Origin of the sequence: Sphaerochaeta sp. (genome assembly GCF_050178175.1) — a bacterium.
In the GTDB taxonomy this organism is placed as follows: Bacteria; Spirochaetota; Spirochaetia; order Sphaerochaetales; family Sphaerochaetaceae; genus Sphaerochaeta.
The window spans coordinates 1-15,700 of the sequence record NZ_JBFXGH010000014.1 but is presented as its reverse complement, the minus strand read 5'-3'; the positions used below and the strand labels follow the sequence as shown (position 1 = coordinate 15,700).

The window sequence follows — 15,700 nt, the reverse complement described above, 5'->3', positions numbered from 1 at the left end:
ATTTCAACTCCAGAACTTATCTGTCTTGATCTCGACAATCAATGAATCGATGGTTTTCCTAAGCTCAGTCAGGATCATCTCTCGTGCAGCGGCTCTATCAATCTTGGCCATTTCCAAGGCTTCAGGGAATTCCATCACCTTCCCGATATTAGCATAGTAGTTCCTACTTACGACTCGCATTTCTCGCCTTGCCGTTTTACTGATCTTGTTCCTCACTCTTCTTCGTGGGGCGATCAAGCCAATGGGAACTATCGGAACAGGGTAGGTGAGGTACATCTCAGCAATTCCCTGCTTGAATGGCATCATCTCCTCCTGCGTGTTCAACCCCCCTTCTGGGAAAATGTATATGCTGTCCCCTTTCTTGAGGTAAGAGACTGCCTGGTCAACAACATGTCTGCGGTCTTCCTTGCTCAGGGCTTTTATTTGTTCCGTCCAACCAAGAAAAGACCCAATAACCGGGATACCGAAGGCAGGGCCGATGACCATATGCAACGGTTCATCAGTGAGGGTAGTGACAAAATGCACATCACTGGAACTGAAATGGTTGGAACAGAATATTTTGGGTCCTTTGGGCAGATCTTCTTCCTGCCAAGTAAAGAAGTCATAATTGAGAGCCAAACCAATCTTGACTACGATACGGTACATTCGATGTAGGAACAAGCTTAGAGGTTTCATGCATCCACAATCCTAAATGCTACCATGTCGGTAGCCATACCTTACGACCTAGTTCACCATCATATACCTGATGCGCCCTGATTTGATATACCTCATTGAGCAATGCATCATTGAATACTGTTTCAGTAGGTCCCTGGGAAACAATATTCCCTTCCTTGAGGACCAGTGCAAGTTGGCTGTAGACCTGTACAAGCAACATATCATGCAGCACACAAATGACTGTATACCCTTTATTTACCAGGTTGGTGAGCAATCCCAATATAGCTCTCTGGTGACGTACATCAAGATGATTCACCGGCTCATCGAGCAGCAACAGTCTTCCATCCTGGCTCAATGCCCTTGCCAGCAGCACTCGTTGCATCTCTCCACCGCTTAGCTCAGTCACTGTCTTTTGTTGCAAATGTAAAATGTCACAGGACTCCATGGCGGCTTCTATTGCGTGTCCATCATCCTTTCCATCATGCGCATAGCGTCCCATGGAGACCGCCTCACGGACAGTGAAGGCATAGTCAAGCTTGCCATTCTGGGCGACAAAGCCCAACTTGGTTGCAAGCTCTTTCTGCTTGATGTGCTGAATATCCTGGCCATCTACATAGACTGCACCAGAATCGGGTTTAAGCTGTTTATATATGAATTTCAGGAGTGTGCTCTTGCCGCTTCCATTCGGGCCGGTGAGTGCAATGAACTTTCCCGTGGGAAGGGTAAGGTCCAGCTCCTGGAATATTTTGTGTTTGTCATACCCTCCACAGAGGTGGCTGATCTTGAGACTATCCATATCGGTACCGTCCCTTGCGAAGCAGGTAGATGAACAGGGGAACACCTAGTAAGCTGGTGATGATCCCCACTGGTAATTCACCGCTGGGAAGCATCACCCTTGCGACAGTATCACTGGCAAGGAGGAGAAAACCACCGAAGAGACTTGAAGGTAGGAGGAGTCTGTTATGCTTGGGGCCAACCAGCAATCGTGTCACATGTGGGGCCATCAAACCGATAAATCCAATGACACCAAAATAGGAGACACAAATTGCACTTGCTGCCGAACCAGCAAGCAAGAGAAGAAGCCTGGTTTTTCCCACTGCCAAACCTCCTGCATGTGCAGAAGCCTCATCAAGGAGTAACATATCCATGTTTTGATGGTTGGCACGCAGTAAAACAAAGAGGAGGAAAAATGTGAACATAAGCGTGACAACCTGCGCATATGAGCTGGTGGAGAAACTCCCCATTGTCCAGTAGAGAATGCGCTGATATTGCTCCCGATGCAGAAACATCAACAGGGTCATCGCTGCACTGAGTATGTAGTTTACCGCCACTCCGGTAAGGAGAAGCGTCGTATTACTGCTCTTTCGCCTGAGGGACATCCCTACAATGAAAAGTGTGGTAAGAGTCGCTCCAAGGAGTGCACTCAAGGGAAAACCCAAAAGAGGGGCAACCCCGATGAACAGTGCAAGGGCAACTCCAAAGGATGCTCCACTGCTGATACCCAGGACAAAGGGATCGGCCATGGGATTGCGTAGTGCTGCTTGGAAGACCGTGCCGGCACAACCAAGGATGGCTCCAGAGAAAAAAGAAGCAAGAATCCTCGGCAATCGGAGTTGCCAGATGATATATGCCTGGTTCCCTCCGGTCTTTCCACCTGTGAGTACTGCGATTGTATTCGCAAGGGAAATATTGGAAGGACCCAAGGTAAGGGAGAGCAACATCAAAAGCACACTGCTGAGTGCAAGTGTTGCAGACAACCCTTTTTTCATTTGTCGCTTTCCCGGTGGATCAACTCAGCAAGTGCTTTCAATGCATCTGCGCTCCTTGGTCCTTGCCTGCTGGTGGAATCTGCATCAAAGGTCAAGATTTTCCCATTCAGATCGCTATAAGGCTTGGTCGTGGTAAACTCCTGGATTGTTGCTTCTGCGCTTTCTCCCCAGCGGGGATTGAGAAGAAGGATCTCAGGATCGGCTGCCATCAGAAGCTCCTTGCTGAATGTCCAGTTCTTGGCGCTCTTTGCCACGTTTGTTGCCCCTGCGAGTTCAATCATCTCCCCGAGGAAGGTGTCTCCGGTAGCGGTAGCATCAAAACCTCCGAAGTCGATAACCATATACACTGAGGGTTTTTTCTTGTTCTGGTAAGTATTCACAACTTCCCGCACGGTATTCTGCATGGAAAGGATGATAAGTTCAGCCTCACTCTGCTTTCCTACCACCTCTGCGATTTTTCTGATCAGCTCATACGTGCCCTGAAAGGTTTGTTGTGTTTCAAGCTGGACGACTTCAATGCCAGCTTTTTCCACAGAGGCGAGGAAATCATCAGAAACAAATGCGCTGCTGATCACTACGGTAGGCTCAAGCGAAAGCAAGGTTTCAAGGCTGGGGTTGTACAAGGTCCCTACCGACGGCAACTCCACGACTTCTTCAGGGTAGTTGCAATAGTCGCTTCTTCCAACCAAGTAGGACCCTGCATCCAATGCATGCAGTGTCTCGGTGACGTTTGGGGAAAGACTTACAATGCGTATTTCTTCAGATTGCACTTGGGTCCCGATCTCAAGTACCGGTTGTGCTCCAATACGGGAGAATGTCAGAAGCAGAAAAGAAGCAATGAATAGGAGATAGTGTTTAGTTGTTCGATTGTGCATAACGCCCCTTTGCACGGGCATGTAACATACCCTGACCTATACTCCGTAGGCCGTCGGAATTTATCCATGTCAGGTCTCCTGGCTCAGGCATGCTCAGAATCTGCGACTTCCCGTTCAAAAACAGTGTCTTTATGCAGACTCCCAGCCTCTACAGTGGCGGGACCGCAGGGGCTTCAACCCCTTTCCCTTGGCATGGACAATCTATCCTACGAAGTAGCGAAGGTGCTGTCAAGCCTTACCATGGCTGTCTACCAACATCGACAGGGGAGTAAGGAATGTGGTTTGCATCGATTATGTACCGCCAGGAGAGACCATTTGCTGAAGTCTGGAAATCTGCACATGCCTTCCTGAGTTTCTGTGCAGCAGAAGGTTCAATGGCGCGGGCAACTATTTGCAATTTCTTGTTTATCTCTCTGGCGGTGAGTACGGTAAACACATTCTCAGCATCATTGCCTAAGGTGGAAACCAGGCCTTTTGCCTCCTTGATACCTGCCTGCATCAAGATGTCTTCATCTGTTGCATCACCATGAATTACAGAAAAACCCTGATTAAGAAGCTCTTCGAAGCGTATAGGATCCTTCTCGATGATGACAAATTCTGCGTGACTTCGCTTGAACTGCTCGAATAGGCTGACACTTGTCTGTCCTGCCCCACAAATACTTCATGTTCTGAAGTCTCCTTTGCACACGTCTGTTGAGTAGAATCCGTCTGAACTCGCCCTCAGCCAAGAACGCAGCCAGCTGTGAAAAAGCGTAGGCGACCAAACCTAGTCCACTTATAATGATAACGATGGTGAAAAGTTTGCCTGCTGCATCAAGATTCTCAATTTCCCTGAAACCTACAGTAGATACTGTGATAATCGTCATATACAGTGCATCAACAAATGCAACATCAAGGAGAACCATGTACCCAACGGTTCCCAGGGTAATGAGCAGTATGATGAGGATAATGAGATAGATTGCATTTGAATGACGTTGCACGCACTGCTCCTTCTCTGCTTGATGTTATAACTGTACTGTAGTGCAGTCCAAGATTTCAATATTTTTCATGAGTTCTTTCCTGCCTGTATTCCGTTCCTGTAGTTGACCGGAGGGGCCAGCTATATTACTATCCGGTCTATGAATCATGCAGAAATAGAGATCTATACAGATGGTGGGTGTCTTGGGAATCCTGGTCCCGGTGGGTGGGCGTTTGTACTCAGGGCCGATAACGGGAAACTGGAGAAGGAAGCAAGTGGTTTTGAGGCTGCCACCACAAACAACCGAATGGAACTAAGGGCTGTTATCGAAGCCTTGCAGGCATGCCAGCAGTATGATCCTCGACGGATTGTCATCAATACAGACAGCCAGTATGTGAAAAACGGCATAACCAGCTGGATCAGGAAGTGGAAAGTCAATGGATGGCGAACCGCAAGCAAGAGCCCAGTCAAGAATAAAGAGTACTGGGTAGCACTTGATGCACTCAACGAACAGTTGCCGGTTCAGTGGAACTGGGTAAAAGGGCATGCCGGTATTACAGACAATGAACGGTGTGACCAGCTGGTAAGACAGGCAATGGAAAACGGAGCATGAAAAGAAGAGAAGCATCAATTTGGCAACTCTATCTCACTTTCCTGAAGATCGGTGGACTTACCTTTGGAGGTGGGTATGCCATGCTTCCCATGCTTCAACGGGAGGTCATAGATATCCATCACTGGGTGACTGAGGAAGAAGTGTTGGATATCTACGCGATTGGGCAATGCAGTCCCGGTATCATTGCGGTGAACACGGCCACCATGATCGGCTACCGTAAGCGTGGTATCCCGGGGGCCATTGCTGCAACTTTGGGAGAAGTCACCCCCTCTTTGGTCATTATATCGATGCTTGCAACCATATTATTGCAAGTACAGGATAATCCATGGGTCCAACGTGCATTTGGCGGTATCCGAGTAGCAGTGTGTGCACTCATCACCCAATCGGTGATCACCCTCTCCAAGAAAAGCCTCATCGATCTTCCCACCGTATTGCTCTACCTTGCAACAGTATCTCTGACACTGGCATTCTCGCTCTCTCCACTGGTTGTTGTTCCCTTTGCAATCCTCTACGGGCTAGTCATACAGAGAATCAAGCGGAGGAAAGCATGATCTATTTTGAACTCTACTGGGAGTTTTTCAAGATAGGGCTCTTTGCAATTGGAGGTGGTCTTGCAACCCTGCCTTTCCTGTATACCCTTGCCGAGACCCATAGCCACTGGATCACATCAAGCGATATTGCCGATATGATCGCCATCAGTGAATCAACACCGGGGCCTATCGGCATCAACATGGCAACGTTCGCCGGATATCAGGCAGCAGGTCCCTTGGGAGGCTTGGTGGCAACATTGGGGGAGATAACCCCATCGCTGATCATCATCATTTTCATTGCACGCTTTCTTGGTCAATTTGACAGGAATCCCTATGTGAAGGATGGTCTCTATGGATTGAGGGCTGCCGTTGTAGGACTTATCAGCTACGCGGGCTTGAAATTGTTAGGAACTACACTGCTGGATGGAGGAAGCATCCAAGTCAAGGAGACGATGCTCTATCTTCTACTGGTTTTCCTTGTACTTCGTCTGAAGAAGATTCATCCACTGTACTGGATTCTCCTGGGAGCGGTTCTTGGGATTGTTTTGCGCCTCCCTTCGTAAGATACTGGACCATATGAGCATACCAACTCCCCTCTCCTTCGATTGAAGCGAGTAAGGCAAATGCATCCTTCTCCATCTGGTGTTCCTGCACCAAGGAGAGGGCAAGTGCTTTTGCCTGTTCCATGAAACCCCAGTTTGCAGCTAGTACAGCTACCTCGAACTTTTCTGCATAGAGCGTCGGATTCAAGCTGAAAATGCTCTGGTATACCCGCAAGGCTTGCTCGTACTGGTTTTGCACTGCCAATGCCTTGGCCTGCAGAAAAAGAAACGAGAGATGGGTAGGGAAGTTCTGGAATGAAGCATTGCTCTTTTCTATCACCTGGCTAACATCACCAAGGTGGAAAAGAGCCAACTGCTCATTGTATTGATAGGAGGCCTGACTGGGGTCGAGAAGTACCGCCTCCTTGTATAACTGCGCAGAAGCCGCATACTCCTGATCCTGGAAAAGCTGGCTTGCCTTTCCCGCTGCCAAGGCTGCCCGTTTCCCACTGCCCATGGAGGTACAGGAGAAGAGGAGCAACATGCAGGACAGCAGCAAGACAGTCATTTTCCTGTACATCAGCGCTCCAGAACCGTCTGTTCAATTTCCCTCACCTGTGCTCGATAGAGATTGGTGATGGCAGAACCGTAATCAGCAATAAGCTGGATGATGTTCCTTGGGGTATCGCTGTCATCCATACCGTTGAGTCGGTCTCCTGCATCTCCCAATCCAGGCAGGATATACGCTGCATCGTTGAGTACTGGATCCATCCAGAGCGTATAAACTTCCGCCCCTTGGATGGCTCGGGCGATTCGCAGGGAACCCTTGAGTGCACTGATGACATTGATGAACTTGACGGACTTGGGCTTCACCCCGTTGTCCTTCAGGTACTTCACAATGGTAACCAGACTCCCTCCGGTTGCATTCATGGGGTCGGCGAAAATCAGATCCTTCCCGTCAAGTGATTCGAGATTAAAATAGGATGTATCCAGATCAAGAATGTAATCCATATTTGCCTCCTTCTTTGAGTCGTCCCGCTTGATCTTGAACAAGGCAAAAGGGGTGACAAACTTATCAGTGGAGTATTCCTGGATCTCCTTGCTGAGAATCATGCTGGGAAGCAGCGCTCCTCGCAGCATAACACACATGACACTGTTCTTGATCAAGGAGTCTACATCTGGGATTCTGTGTACCGCATAGTTCCTGACCGGGCTGGTGACCGGTGTCTTGGTGATGATCGATCGTTTGGTAGGCAGTGCAGCATCAGCAAATACGTGGGAGAAGAGCATCTCGTATGCACGTTGGATGTAGTAGAGAAATTCCTCATGGCCGGTACTGGGATCGCGAAGTTTTGCAATCAATCGGCTTGCCTGCCCATGCTGTTCCTGAGGGGTCTCGAATGAGTAGACGTGAATGGAAGGTTCCTCTGCACAGACATCCTTGAGATACCGTCCAATCTCCTTGGCACTTGCAACCAGCCCTTTGCGGGATTCTTCAAGTCTTCCTACATCGCTTGCCGTCTCGAGCACGGAACAATGATGAAGCGACTGTTTGTACAGCTCATCAACATGGGCGATTTTATCCTTGTCCGAATCCTTGAGATATCCATCAAGGTCGGTTGCGTGTAATACAATTTTATTCATGTTGCTATTTCTCCTCAGCAATGGCCTCTGATTCTACCCCAAGATAGTGAGTCTGTCACCCCTTTACAGAGCCTGCAGTAACCCCTTTGATGAACTGAGTGCTCATAGCAAGATAGAGAACAAGGACTGGAATTGCAGAGAGGGTGAGAACCGCCAGTACTTTTGACCAGTCAGTCTGGTATTGTCCAAAGAGACGGGTCACTCCAAGTAGCAATGTCTTGTGCCGTTCATCATTGATGAAAATCAGGGGAAACCATAGGTCGTTCCAGAATGGGATAAGGTTGTAGATTGCCGTTGTGGCAAGGGCAGGGCGGATCAGGGGGAGGATCACCAAGGTATAGATTCTTCCGCTGGTGGCACCATCAATGATGGCTGCTTCATAAAGGTCCTCAGGCAGTTCCCTGATGAAGGTGGTAAGAATGAATACCCCGACAGGAAGTCCCATGGCTACATAGATTGGGGGAAGTGCATAGATGGTGTTGAGTAGTCCAAGAGTCCTTATTATTTCCAGCAATTTTATTGAGGCTATCTTGATGGGAATCATCATCCCTGCAATAAAAAAGAAATAGATAATCTTTGCAATGCGACTCTTGTAGCGTGCCAATGCATAGCCGGCAAGACTTGCAAGCAGGGTTACCAGCACAAGAGAGATGGAGACAACAAGAAAACTATTCTTGAAATAGGTCAAGAAATCACCATCCCGAATAACGGTGGTGTAGTTGGAGAAATTCCAGGTCTTGGGTATCCAAAAAGGGTTCTCATAGATGGTCAAACGTGTCTTGAATGAATTGATCACCAGTGTCCATAAAGGAAAAAGCACAATGAATGCCCATGATACCAACACAATATGGGAGAGTACATGCCTGTTCTCTTTTCGTAAGGATCCGCTCATGTCAGGAACTCCTCTGTGTATTTTTCAGGGTTGGAATGACCAATACCATGAGCAGGAGAAAGGTGATGGTTGCAATGGCAGCTCCCAGCCCTGCATCTGGAATCCCGATAGGATGTTGACCTGCAATACCATAACGGTAGAACAGTGTTCCAATAAGATCGGTGGAGTACTCTGGTGCCCCATTCACGTTCTCCATAGCGAAAACGATATCAAATGCATTGAAGTTGTTCACAAAGGTAAGCACGGCGATGATTCCGACAACCGGTTTGATAAGGGGAAGCTTGATGTACCAGAATGTTTTCCCATTGCCAGCTCCTTCAAGTCGTGCTGCCTCCAGCAATTCGGTACTGATGTTTCTCAATGCTGCAACAAACATCATGGTAGGGATACCGAGCCACTGCCAGCAAGAGACAAGTGAGACAGCCCAGAGAGCTGTATTGGTATCTCCTAGGTAGGGATGCTTGAGAAACGGCAATCCGATGGAAACGAGAAAATCACCAGCCCATACGGGGCTGAGCATCAGTTTCCACAGATAGCCGGTAACCAGAACAGCAAACGTCGTGGGAATGAAGATGATGGTCTGGTATAGATGTCTTCCTTTCATGGTTTCTTGGGTCAGCAGAACGGCAAAAAAGATACCCAGTCCATTCTGGACAATGAGATGCACAAAAAAGAATTTCCAGGTATTGAAGAAAGCTCCCCAATACCGAGTAGAGATTTCCGGGTCAGAAAACAGTCGTTTGAAATTATCAAGACCCACAAAGATTCGGGTTGCTTGGCTGTTCCCACTGAAAAAACCCAAACGTAATGAGTCAATGAGAGGGAATGCCATAAAGACGATATACACAAGCAACGCTGGAGCCAAATAGAGCAACCAGGGAAAATGACGAGCGTGTTTTGGACGCATATGCTACCTCAGAGCCTTCCCGGGCATGAGCCCGGGAAGTTGGATTCTACAACGGAACGTTACATCAATGCCCAAACAGAGTCAGCAGCCTGCTTGGCGGTAACATCTCCCTTCATCACCTTGATAACCGCTTGGTTCATGGGTGCATAGAGATTCATCAGCTTGGGCCACACAAATCGTGCATCAGTTTCCTTTCCTGCATTGAGTGAGAGGAACTCATTTGCATGAGGATCCTCAAGCTTGATGGGGAAATTGATCATTGGGAAGTATCCACTGGGCAGGTTCTGGCTTGCTGTGGTTGCTCCTTCCTCAGTGCAGAGCCATGCGAGGAATGCCTTCGCCTCCTCAGGATACTTGGTTGCCCTATTCATCGTGATAGCCATATCGGGGTGGAAGCAGATGGCCGTGTCCTTTCCCTTTGGAGCAGGGATGGCAAACAGGCCCCATTCAAAGGATGCATCCTTGTAGACACCGGCCGTCCAGCTGCCGTCCACGAACATGACCGCTTTTTGGCTGTTGAACAGTACCTGGCTGTCATTGTACGTAACGGACTCAAAACCATCAGGACAGTAACGTGCTACATCTGCCATGGCCTGGTAGGCTGCTATAAAGTTTTCATCATTGAGAGGAAGTTCCCCATTCTCATATTTCACCCGCATGTCGGCCCCTCCGATATAATTGGGGAGCAGACCGAAGAAGAAGGTCTCAAGAATATCCCACTCATCAGCCAATCCATTGGCAAGGGGGGTATACCCCCTGTTTTCAAGGGTGTTGCAAAGTGAGAGGAATGATTCCCAGTTGTCTGGAATGGCAAGTCCTTCCTTCTCGAAAATATCCTTGTTGTAATATACCGCATGGCTCACTGCGGCAAAGGGAACGGCGAACATGGTACCATCATCCATCTGCCATGGGGCAAGATTGCTTGCGGAGAAGTTATCCATGAGTCCCGGTATATCGGTACAATCGGCAAAATAGCCGGCATTGAACAACTCCTGACCCGCTGCGTAAGAACGGGCGTACATCAAATCGGGGCCGGTTCCACTGTCCAGTTGCAGACGCAGGGTAGCGTTGTAGTCTGGCGGGTTTGTCGGCTGGAACCTGATTGTTACCTCAGGAGCAAGCTTTTTATAGGCAGCAAGCAAGCGATTCATCTGCTCTACGTCATCGGTTCTCCAGGAACCCATGGTGAGCACTACACCATCAGAGGCTTCGGCCTTTGATCCTTGGGCGGAAACAGGAAGCAATACACAAAGAAGCAACAGCATAGGTAGAAGAACGTGCAATCGTTTCATACAATACTCCTTCTTTAGTGATAATTTGTTATAGTATAGCATTAAATAAACGAATGTTTGTAAATTATCTACTTGTTTACAAGGGGAGGACAAAATAGGGTCTTTGTGGTAGGATGCAACTATTCTTCTGTTGTGAGGTGTAACATGAATTTAGTTTTTCTCGGCCCTCCGGGTGCCGGTAAGGGGACCATCGCGTCCGAGGCAAAAAACCATTTTGGCATTCCCCATATCTCGACCGGCGACCTGTTTCGCAGTCATATCAAAGGGGATACTGAACTAGGCAAGCAGGTGAAAGCTATTTTGGCTGCTGGCGATTTGGTTCCTGACTCAGTAACCATTGAGATGGTAAAACAGCGTTTCCTTGAATCTGATGCAAAGAATGGTTTCATCCTTGATGGATTCCCACGCACCATTGCCCAGGCTGACGCACTCGCTGAGATGAAAACGCTTGACGCAGTTGTAAATTTTGTCCTTGACCGGGAGCAGATCGTCAAACGGCTGAGTGGAAGAAGAGTGTGTAAATCCACAGGAAGAACGTATCATATTCTTTACAATCCACCAAAGGTGGAGGGTATTGATGATGAAACAGGTGAACCTCTCATCCAACGTGATGACGACAAACCAGAGGCCATCCTGAATCGCTTGAGTGTCTATGAGCAGCAGACAGAACCCCTTATCGCATACTATCGAGAAAAAGGGCTGCTGGTCGATATCGATGCTTCCCCGGCTCCCGAGAAAGTGTTGTCTGCCTTGATCAAGGCTGTTCAGAAGTAAGGTTTTTTACCGAATCACGTCTGATCAATGTGTAAGGCATTTGGATATGGACGCTTTGCAGGGTCTCCTTGTTTATCATATTGAACAGGGCTTCAGCAGCAAGGCGTCCTTTTTCCTGTGCAGGCTGGTCTACTGTTGTGAGATGAGGGCTGATGCAGGAGGCTCCATCAATATTGTCGAATCCTGCAATGGAGATATCCGTAGGCACAGACAATCCCGCTTCATTCCAACTGACAATACAGCCAATTGCCACAATGTCACTCATTGAGACCACACAGGTGGGCCTCTTTTCGAATGCCAAAATTTCCTTGCCTCTCAGTTTCCCATCTGCAAGCGTTGGTTCACTTACCAGAATCGGTACCTCTTCCAGGGGAATCCCCACCTCTTCCAACGCTTTCCTGAAACCTTCCATTCTTCGTTGTGGAAGGCTCATTTTCGTTGCCTTCTCAGCGAAAATGTCCTGTCCCAGTGAAATGATGCAGATATTTCGGTGTCCTGATTCGAGCACCGTTCTCATCAATTCATAGGAAGCCATCTCATCATCGATGTTTACACTGGGCATATCTTCATCGGGGGTCCCGTCAATGGTCACATAGGGGATCAAGCGGGTTTTCATGACCGAGACAATGTCCATATCGACCTGCATGCCCATGGTAATCAAGCCATCAACTGCTGCATTGCGTACTGCTTCTGTTACACTTTCATTCAATGGTGGGATCAGGGTAAGTGTATAGCCATATTTTTCACAGACACCCCCGATGCCCAGCAGTACTTGTTGTGCATACGGGTTCTGCAGTGAGTACCGTATAACCTGCGGAAGGAGAAAGCCAATGGAGAGATGTCTACGAAGTGAGAAATTGCGCGCCATTGGATCAGGGATGTATCCAAGTCGTTCAGCGGTCTCAAGAATCTGGTTGCATGCCTTCTCGCTGATCCTCGATGGATCATTGAATGCAAAGGAGACTGCAGTCTTGGAATATCCGCTCTCACGGGCGATATCCTTGATCGTAGGTCGTTTCATTTTGGTCGTTTGCTCTGCCATGGTGCAATCCTCAACTTCGGCCGATATCCTACCACAATGTTGTATTGAAGGGAAACAATGCAGGTTGCACAGCCGCAAAACTTGGTATATTGTTATACTAAACCGGTTTTGTAGTACAGTCAACAAACAATATGAGGAAGTAATATGGTCAATACAACCTGGAAGCAATCCATTGACAGCAATGTCTCCGCCCTGTATGTCCAACCACTCTACCCAAGGAAGGGTGAGATGGTGAATGTTTCAATACAGGTGGACTCATCCGCCCCAATCAACCAAGTCAGGTTGGTAAGTTTCCAACTTGGACGTGAGATGCAGATTATGCTGGAAAAAGTGCAGGAAGGGTCGCGTACCTTATATAAGGGCAACTTCAAGATGGTGGATACATCAGCCTATTGGTATTTCTTCCTGGTTACGGATGAAAGAGCGTATTCCTATAGCAAGGTGGGCGTGAAAGCTTCCGTTCCTCCACTTGCAGAATGTTTCCATTTGGTCAGTGACCTGGTCCCTGTAACGTGGGTGGGCAGTGCTGTCTGTTACCAGGTGTTTCCTGATCGATTCCGTAAGGGAGATCCGTCCGTTGGTGCCAAGGAAGGACAATACAGGTTTGATGGGGGAGAGGTCACTGTACACGGTTTTGATGAAATCCCCCTTGAGTTCGAGAAAGGGCGATGCCTTGATTTCTTCAACGGTGACCTGAAAGGTATTGAGGATGCCATTGATCATTTCAAGAGCCTTGGCGTAACGGTGCTCTACCTTAATCCCATTGGGATGAGCAAAACCACCCATCGCTATGACTGCACCGATTTCTTTCATGTAGATGAGAAGCTCGGGGGAGATGAGGCCTTCGCCCACCTCTGCGAGACGCTCCATAAGGAAGGAATTCGCGTAGTAGTTGATATTTCAATCAACCATACGGGAACTGAACATCCTTGGTACAAGAAGGCCCTCTCTGATCCCACAAGCAAGGAAGCCAGCTATTATTACATCAATGATGATGGCTCTGTAGCGTTCTGGCAAGATGTCGAGACGCTACCGCAGCTTAATTACAACAGCGATGAACTGCGTGATTTGATCTATCGTAGCCCCGATTCCGTCTTGCGTTCTTTTCTCAGGAAGCCCTACCTGCAGGATGGCTGGAGACTTGATGTTGCAAGTGAAGTAGGAAGGAGGGGAGATGATCAGTTGTGCGAAGAGATCTGGAGGGAAGTCCGCCAGGCCGTGAAGAAAGAGCATAACCAGGCATACCTGGTAGGTGAGGACTGGGTGGATTCCACCCCATTTCTCCAAGGTGATATGTGGGATGCAACCATGAACTACCTGGGAAGCAGCCGACCGATGCGAAGCTGGATGGGTGAGAAGGACCGGTACCTGGCGGATGGCTGGGGCCAGGATCCTGGAATTACTCGAGCTTTCAGTGCGGAGGAGTTTGCACAAGCGCTCATAAGCCATCTCAGCTCAATGCCACAACAGATGCTGTGCATGCAGATGAATCTGATCAACAGCCATGATACGCCCCGTCTCTACGCCCATAAGGAGATTTTTGATTTCTCTCTATATGCTGGAATTGTGAAGTTGTTGTATGTGCTTCCCGGTATGCCGAACATCTATTATGGGGAAGAAATTGCACTCCCCGGTCCATACGGGTCAGTTGAATCCGCACGCTACCCCATGCAGTGGAACCAGGAACAGTGGAACATGGATTTCTTCTCTCTCTATACCCGGCTTGGCCAGTTCCGCTCGGCGCATGCTGAGACCTTTGCCAATGGTGCTTGGAAGGTGCTCACCGGTGATGCATACTCCCTGTGTTTCGTTCGTTATGTAGACCATGAGGCAATTCTCTGCATCTTGGGAAAGCATGAGAGACCGACAACCATTACACTTGACAATACACTGTTGCAAATCACTTGCTTTGAGGGTTGTGATGCAGAGCGGGCAATTGTTCATACTCACACGATTGAGGTTGCACTGAAGGAAAGAGATTCATTGCTTCTGGTGGGTAGGAGGTAAGCTGTCCATAGATAGTTTGCAACAAATCGGAAGATATTTGTTGCAATATGCTTGCAATGATAGGCATATCTGTGCACAATATGGTGCCAAAACCCTCTAAGGAGTTGCGTTATGGCCTACCTCTATGAAGAACCCTCCCGAACATTCAGTGAATACCTGCTTATCCCAGGATATTCGAGTACAGAATGCATCCCAGCAAATGTGTCCTTGAAGACACCATTGGTCAAGTTCAAGAAGGGGGAAGAACCCTCCATCACCCTCAATATTCCCATGAGTAGTGCCATCATGCAATCCGTGAGTGGTGAGGAGATGGCCAAGGCTCTCTCAAGGGAGGGTGGGATCAGTTTCATCTATGGCTCCCAGCCTATCGATGCACAATGTGCAATGGTAGCCCGTGTAAAGGCTTTCAAGGCTGGTTTTGTTCCCAGTGATTCCAATCTCAGGGCGGAGGATACACTTTCAGATTTGATAGCCCTCAAGGAGAAGAAAGGACATTCAACCATTGCCGTGACCGATGATGGCAGCAGCTCAGGAACATTGCTGGGCGTTGTCTCTTCCCGTGACTGGAGACCAAGCCGGACCTCACTCGATACCCCGGTCAACCAGATCATGACACCATTTGCAAACCTGGTGTACGCGCGTGAAGGGATCACACTCAGTGAGGCAAATGACATTATCTGGGAACACAAACTCAACAGCCTTCCCATCGTGGATGAGAAGAACAGACTCAGGTACTTTGTCTTCAGGAAGGATTATGACTGTCATAAGGATAATCCTGATGAGTTGCTTGATGAGAAGAAACGTTACCGTGTCGGAGCGGGTATCAATACCAGGGACTACAAGGAACGGGTTCCGGCCTTGGTTCGTAGCGGTGCCGACGTACTTTGTATCGATTCATCTGAAGGGTACAGTGAATGGCAACGCCTGACACTCTCCTGGATCAAGGAACAGTATGGTGACCAAGTGAAGGTGGGAGCTGGGAATGTTGTGGACAGGGAAGGATTCCTCTTCCTCGCTGAAAGCGGTGCTGACTTCGTGAAGGTCGGCATTGGTGGGGGATCGATCTGCATAACCAGAGAGACGAAAGGAATTGGAAGAGGACAGGCAACAGCCTTGCTTGAGGTCGCAAAAGCCCGTGATGAATACTTCAATGAGAAGGGTGTATATATTCCCATCTGCTCTGATGGGGGAATAGTACTTG

The 15,700-nt window shown here is 48.5% G+C and carries 17 protein-coding genes and 1 riboswitch; of the genes, 6 read left to right on the top strand and 11 right to left on the bottom strand.

The genetic code is table 11. From position 1 onward, the window contains the following. Positions 1–3 precede the first annotated feature (3 nt). The 6 genes from AB7S66_RS03035 to AB7S66_RS03010 form a co-directional block, all read right to left on the bottom strand. Complete coding sequence (locus AB7S66_RS03035) at positions 4–675, bottom strand: lysophospholipid acyltransferase family protein (RefSeq protein WP_428517924.1); 672 nt, start codon at positions 673–675, stop codon at positions 4–6. Between the two features lie 19 nt (positions 676–694). After that, positions 695–1,450: an ABC transporter ATP-binding protein gene (locus AB7S66_RS03030; protein ID WP_428517922.1), complete on the bottom strand. Its 756-nt coding sequence runs from the start codon at positions 1,448–1,450 to the stop codon at positions 695–697. Continuing rightward, on the bottom strand, positions 1,443–2,423 hold the full coding sequence (locus tag AB7S66_RS03025) for a FecCD family ABC transporter permease (RefSeq protein WP_428517920.1): 981 nt from the start codon (positions 2,421–2,423) through the stop codon (positions 1,443–1,445). Before AB7S66_RS03025 ends, AB7S66_RS03030 begins: the two co-directional genes overlap by 8 nt. After that, positions 2,420–3,298 (bottom strand): ABC transporter substrate-binding protein, encoded by an 879-nt coding sequence (locus tag AB7S66_RS03020; RefSeq protein ID WP_428517918.1) that lies wholly within the window; start codon positions 3,296–3,298, stop codon positions 2,420–2,422. The genes AB7S66_RS03025 and AB7S66_RS03020 overlap by 4 nt, the downstream gene beginning before the upstream one ends. A 51-nt stretch (positions 3,299–3,349) precedes the next feature. Continuing rightward, a riboswitch (cobalamin riboswitch) is annotated at positions 3,350–3,508 on the bottom strand. A 25-nt stretch (positions 3,509–3,533) separates the two neighbouring features. Continuing rightward, entirely contained in the window at positions 3,534–3,956 is a 423-nt protein-coding gene (locus AB7S66_RS03015; RefSeq protein ID WP_428517958.1) for an NAD(P)-binding protein, read from the bottom strand. Continuing rightward, positions 3,847–4,278, bottom strand: a complete 432-nt coding sequence (locus AB7S66_RS03010) for a potassium channel family protein (protein ID WP_428517916.1) — start codon at positions 4,276–4,278, stop codon at positions 3,847–3,849. Before AB7S66_RS03010 ends, AB7S66_RS03015 begins: the two co-directional genes overlap by 110 nt. Positions 4,279–4,416: 138 nt before the next feature. Here AB7S66_RS03010 and rnhA point away from each other — a divergent pair, with 138 nt between their 5' ends. The 3 genes from rnhA to AB7S66_RS02995 are packed head-to-tail and all read left to right on the top strand — an operon-like array spanning position 4,417 to position 5,962. After that, positions 4,417–4,869, top strand: coding sequence for a ribonuclease HI (gene rnhA / locus AB7S66_RS03005; protein ID WP_428517915.1), 453 nt, complete (start codon positions 4,417–4,419; stop codon positions 4,867–4,869). Then, positions 4,866–5,420, top strand: coding sequence for a chromate transporter (locus tag AB7S66_RS03000; protein ID WP_428517914.1), 555 nt, complete (start codon positions 4,866–4,868; stop codon positions 5,418–5,420). Before rnhA ends, AB7S66_RS03000 begins: the two co-directional genes overlap by 4 nt. Further along, positions 5,417–5,962 carry a chromate transporter gene (locus tag AB7S66_RS02995; protein ID WP_428517912.1) on the top strand — a complete coding sequence of 182 codons (546 nt, stop codon included), beginning with the start codon at positions 5,417–5,419 and terminating at the stop codon, positions 5,960–5,962. The genes AB7S66_RS03000 and AB7S66_RS02995 overlap by 4 nt, the downstream gene beginning before the upstream one ends. 558 nt (positions 5,963–6,520) lie before the next feature. On the opposite strand, the gene AB7S66_RS02990 is transcribed toward AB7S66_RS02995, so the two are convergent. From AB7S66_RS02990 to AB7S66_RS02975, 4 genes are read right to left on the bottom strand one after another with little or no spacing between them, the layout of a single operon-like run. Continuing rightward, positions 6,521–7,585, bottom strand: coding sequence for a uracil phosphoribosyltransferase (locus AB7S66_RS02990; protein WP_428517910.1), 1,065 nt, complete (start codon positions 7,583–7,585; stop codon positions 6,521–6,523). Between the two features lie 55 nt (positions 7,586–7,640). Then, positions 7,641–8,477: a carbohydrate ABC transporter permease gene (locus AB7S66_RS02985; RefSeq protein WP_428517909.1), complete on the bottom strand. Its 837-nt coding sequence runs from the start codon at positions 8,475–8,477 to the stop codon at positions 7,641–7,643. A 1-nt stretch (position 8,478) separates the two neighbouring features. Then, positions 8,479–9,384, bottom strand: a complete 906-nt coding sequence (locus AB7S66_RS02980) for a carbohydrate ABC transporter permease (protein WP_428517907.1) — start codon at positions 9,382–9,384, stop codon at positions 8,479–8,481. A gap of 59 nt (positions 9,385–9,443) precedes the next feature. Continuing rightward, positions 9,444–10,676 (bottom strand): ABC transporter substrate-binding protein, encoded by a 1,233-nt coding sequence (locus tag AB7S66_RS02975; protein ID WP_428517905.1) that lies wholly within the window; start codon positions 10,674–10,676, stop codon positions 9,444–9,446. Between the two features lie 144 nt (positions 10,677–10,820). Between AB7S66_RS02975 and AB7S66_RS02970 the strand changes: the two genes are divergently transcribed. Further along, complete coding sequence (locus AB7S66_RS02970) at positions 10,821–11,450, top strand: adenylate kinase (protein WP_428517903.1); 630 nt, start codon at positions 10,821–10,823, stop codon at positions 11,448–11,450. Here the strand turns inward: AB7S66_RS02970 and AB7S66_RS02965 are convergent. After that, positions 11,431–12,492 carry a LacI family DNA-binding transcriptional regulator gene (locus tag AB7S66_RS02965; protein ID WP_428517902.1) on the bottom strand — a complete coding sequence of 354 codons (1,062 nt, stop codon included), beginning with the start codon at positions 12,490–12,492 and terminating at the stop codon, positions 11,431–11,433. The genes AB7S66_RS02970 and AB7S66_RS02965 overlap by 20 nt on opposite strands. 144 nt (positions 12,493–12,636) lie before the next feature. On the opposite strand from AB7S66_RS02965, the gene AB7S66_RS02960 reads away from it, so the two are divergent. After that, positions 12,637–14,499, top strand: coding sequence for a glycoside hydrolase family 13 protein (locus tag AB7S66_RS02960; RefSeq protein ID WP_428517901.1), 1,863 nt, complete (start codon positions 12,637–12,639; stop codon positions 14,497–14,499). Between the two features lie 111 nt (positions 14,500–14,610). Next, positions 14,611–15,700, top strand: a 1,090-nt coding sequence (locus AB7S66_RS02955; protein ID WP_428517899.1) for an IMP dehydrogenase, incomplete at its 3' end; no start/stop codon positions are given.

Coding starts and splice junctions, on each gene's coding strand:
- AB7S66_RS02990 (WP_428517910.1), bottom strand. CDS start 7,585: ATGAATAAAATTGTATTACACGCAACCGACCTTGATGGATATCTCAAG.
- AB7S66_RS02975 (WP_428517905.1), bottom strand. CDS start 10,676: ATGAAACGATTGCACGTTCTTCTACCTATGCTGTTGCTTCTTTGTGTA.
- AB7S66_RS03020 (WP_428517918.1), bottom strand. CDS start 3,298: ATGCACAATCGAACAACTAAACACTATCTCCTATTCATTGCTTCTTTT.
- AB7S66_RS02970 (WP_428517903.1), top strand. CDS start 10,821: ATGAATTTAGTTTTTCTCGGCCCTCCGGGTGCCGGTAAGGGGACCATC.
- AB7S66_RS02965 (WP_428517902.1), bottom strand. CDS start 12,492: ATGGCAGAGCAAACGACCAAAATGAAACGACCTACGATCAAGGATATC.
- AB7S66_RS02960 (WP_428517901.1), top strand. CDS start 12,637: ATGGTCAATACAACCTGGAAGCAATCCATTGACAGCAATGTCTCCGCC.
- AB7S66_RS02980 (WP_428517907.1), bottom strand. CDS start 9,384: ATGCGTCCAAAACACGCTCGTCATTTTCCCTGGTTGCTCTATTTGGCT.
- AB7S66_RS03035 (WP_428517924.1), bottom strand. CDS start 675: ATGAAACCTCTAAGCTTGTTCCTACATCGAATGTACCGTATCGTAGTC.
- AB7S66_RS03030 (WP_428517922.1), bottom strand. CDS start 1,450: ATGGATAGTCTCAAGATCAGCCACCTCTGTGGAGGGTATGACAAACAC.
- AB7S66_RS02985 (WP_428517909.1), bottom strand. CDS start 8,477: ATGAGCGGATCCTTACGAAAAGAGAACAGGCATGTACTCTCCCATATT.
- AB7S66_RS03025 (WP_428517920.1), bottom strand. CDS start 2,423: ATGAAAAAAGGGTTGTCTGCAACACTTGCACTCAGCAGTGTGCTTTTG.
- AB7S66_RS03000 (WP_428517914.1), top strand. CDS start 4,866: ATGAAAAGAAGAGAAGCATCAATTTGGCAACTCTATCTCACTTTCCTG.
- rnhA (WP_428517915.1), top strand. CDS start 4,417: ATGAATCATGCAGAAATAGAGATCTATACAGATGGTGGGTGTCTTGGG.
- AB7S66_RS02995 (WP_428517912.1), top strand. CDS start 5,417: ATGATCTATTTTGAACTCTACTGGGAGTTTTTCAAGATAGGGCTCTTT.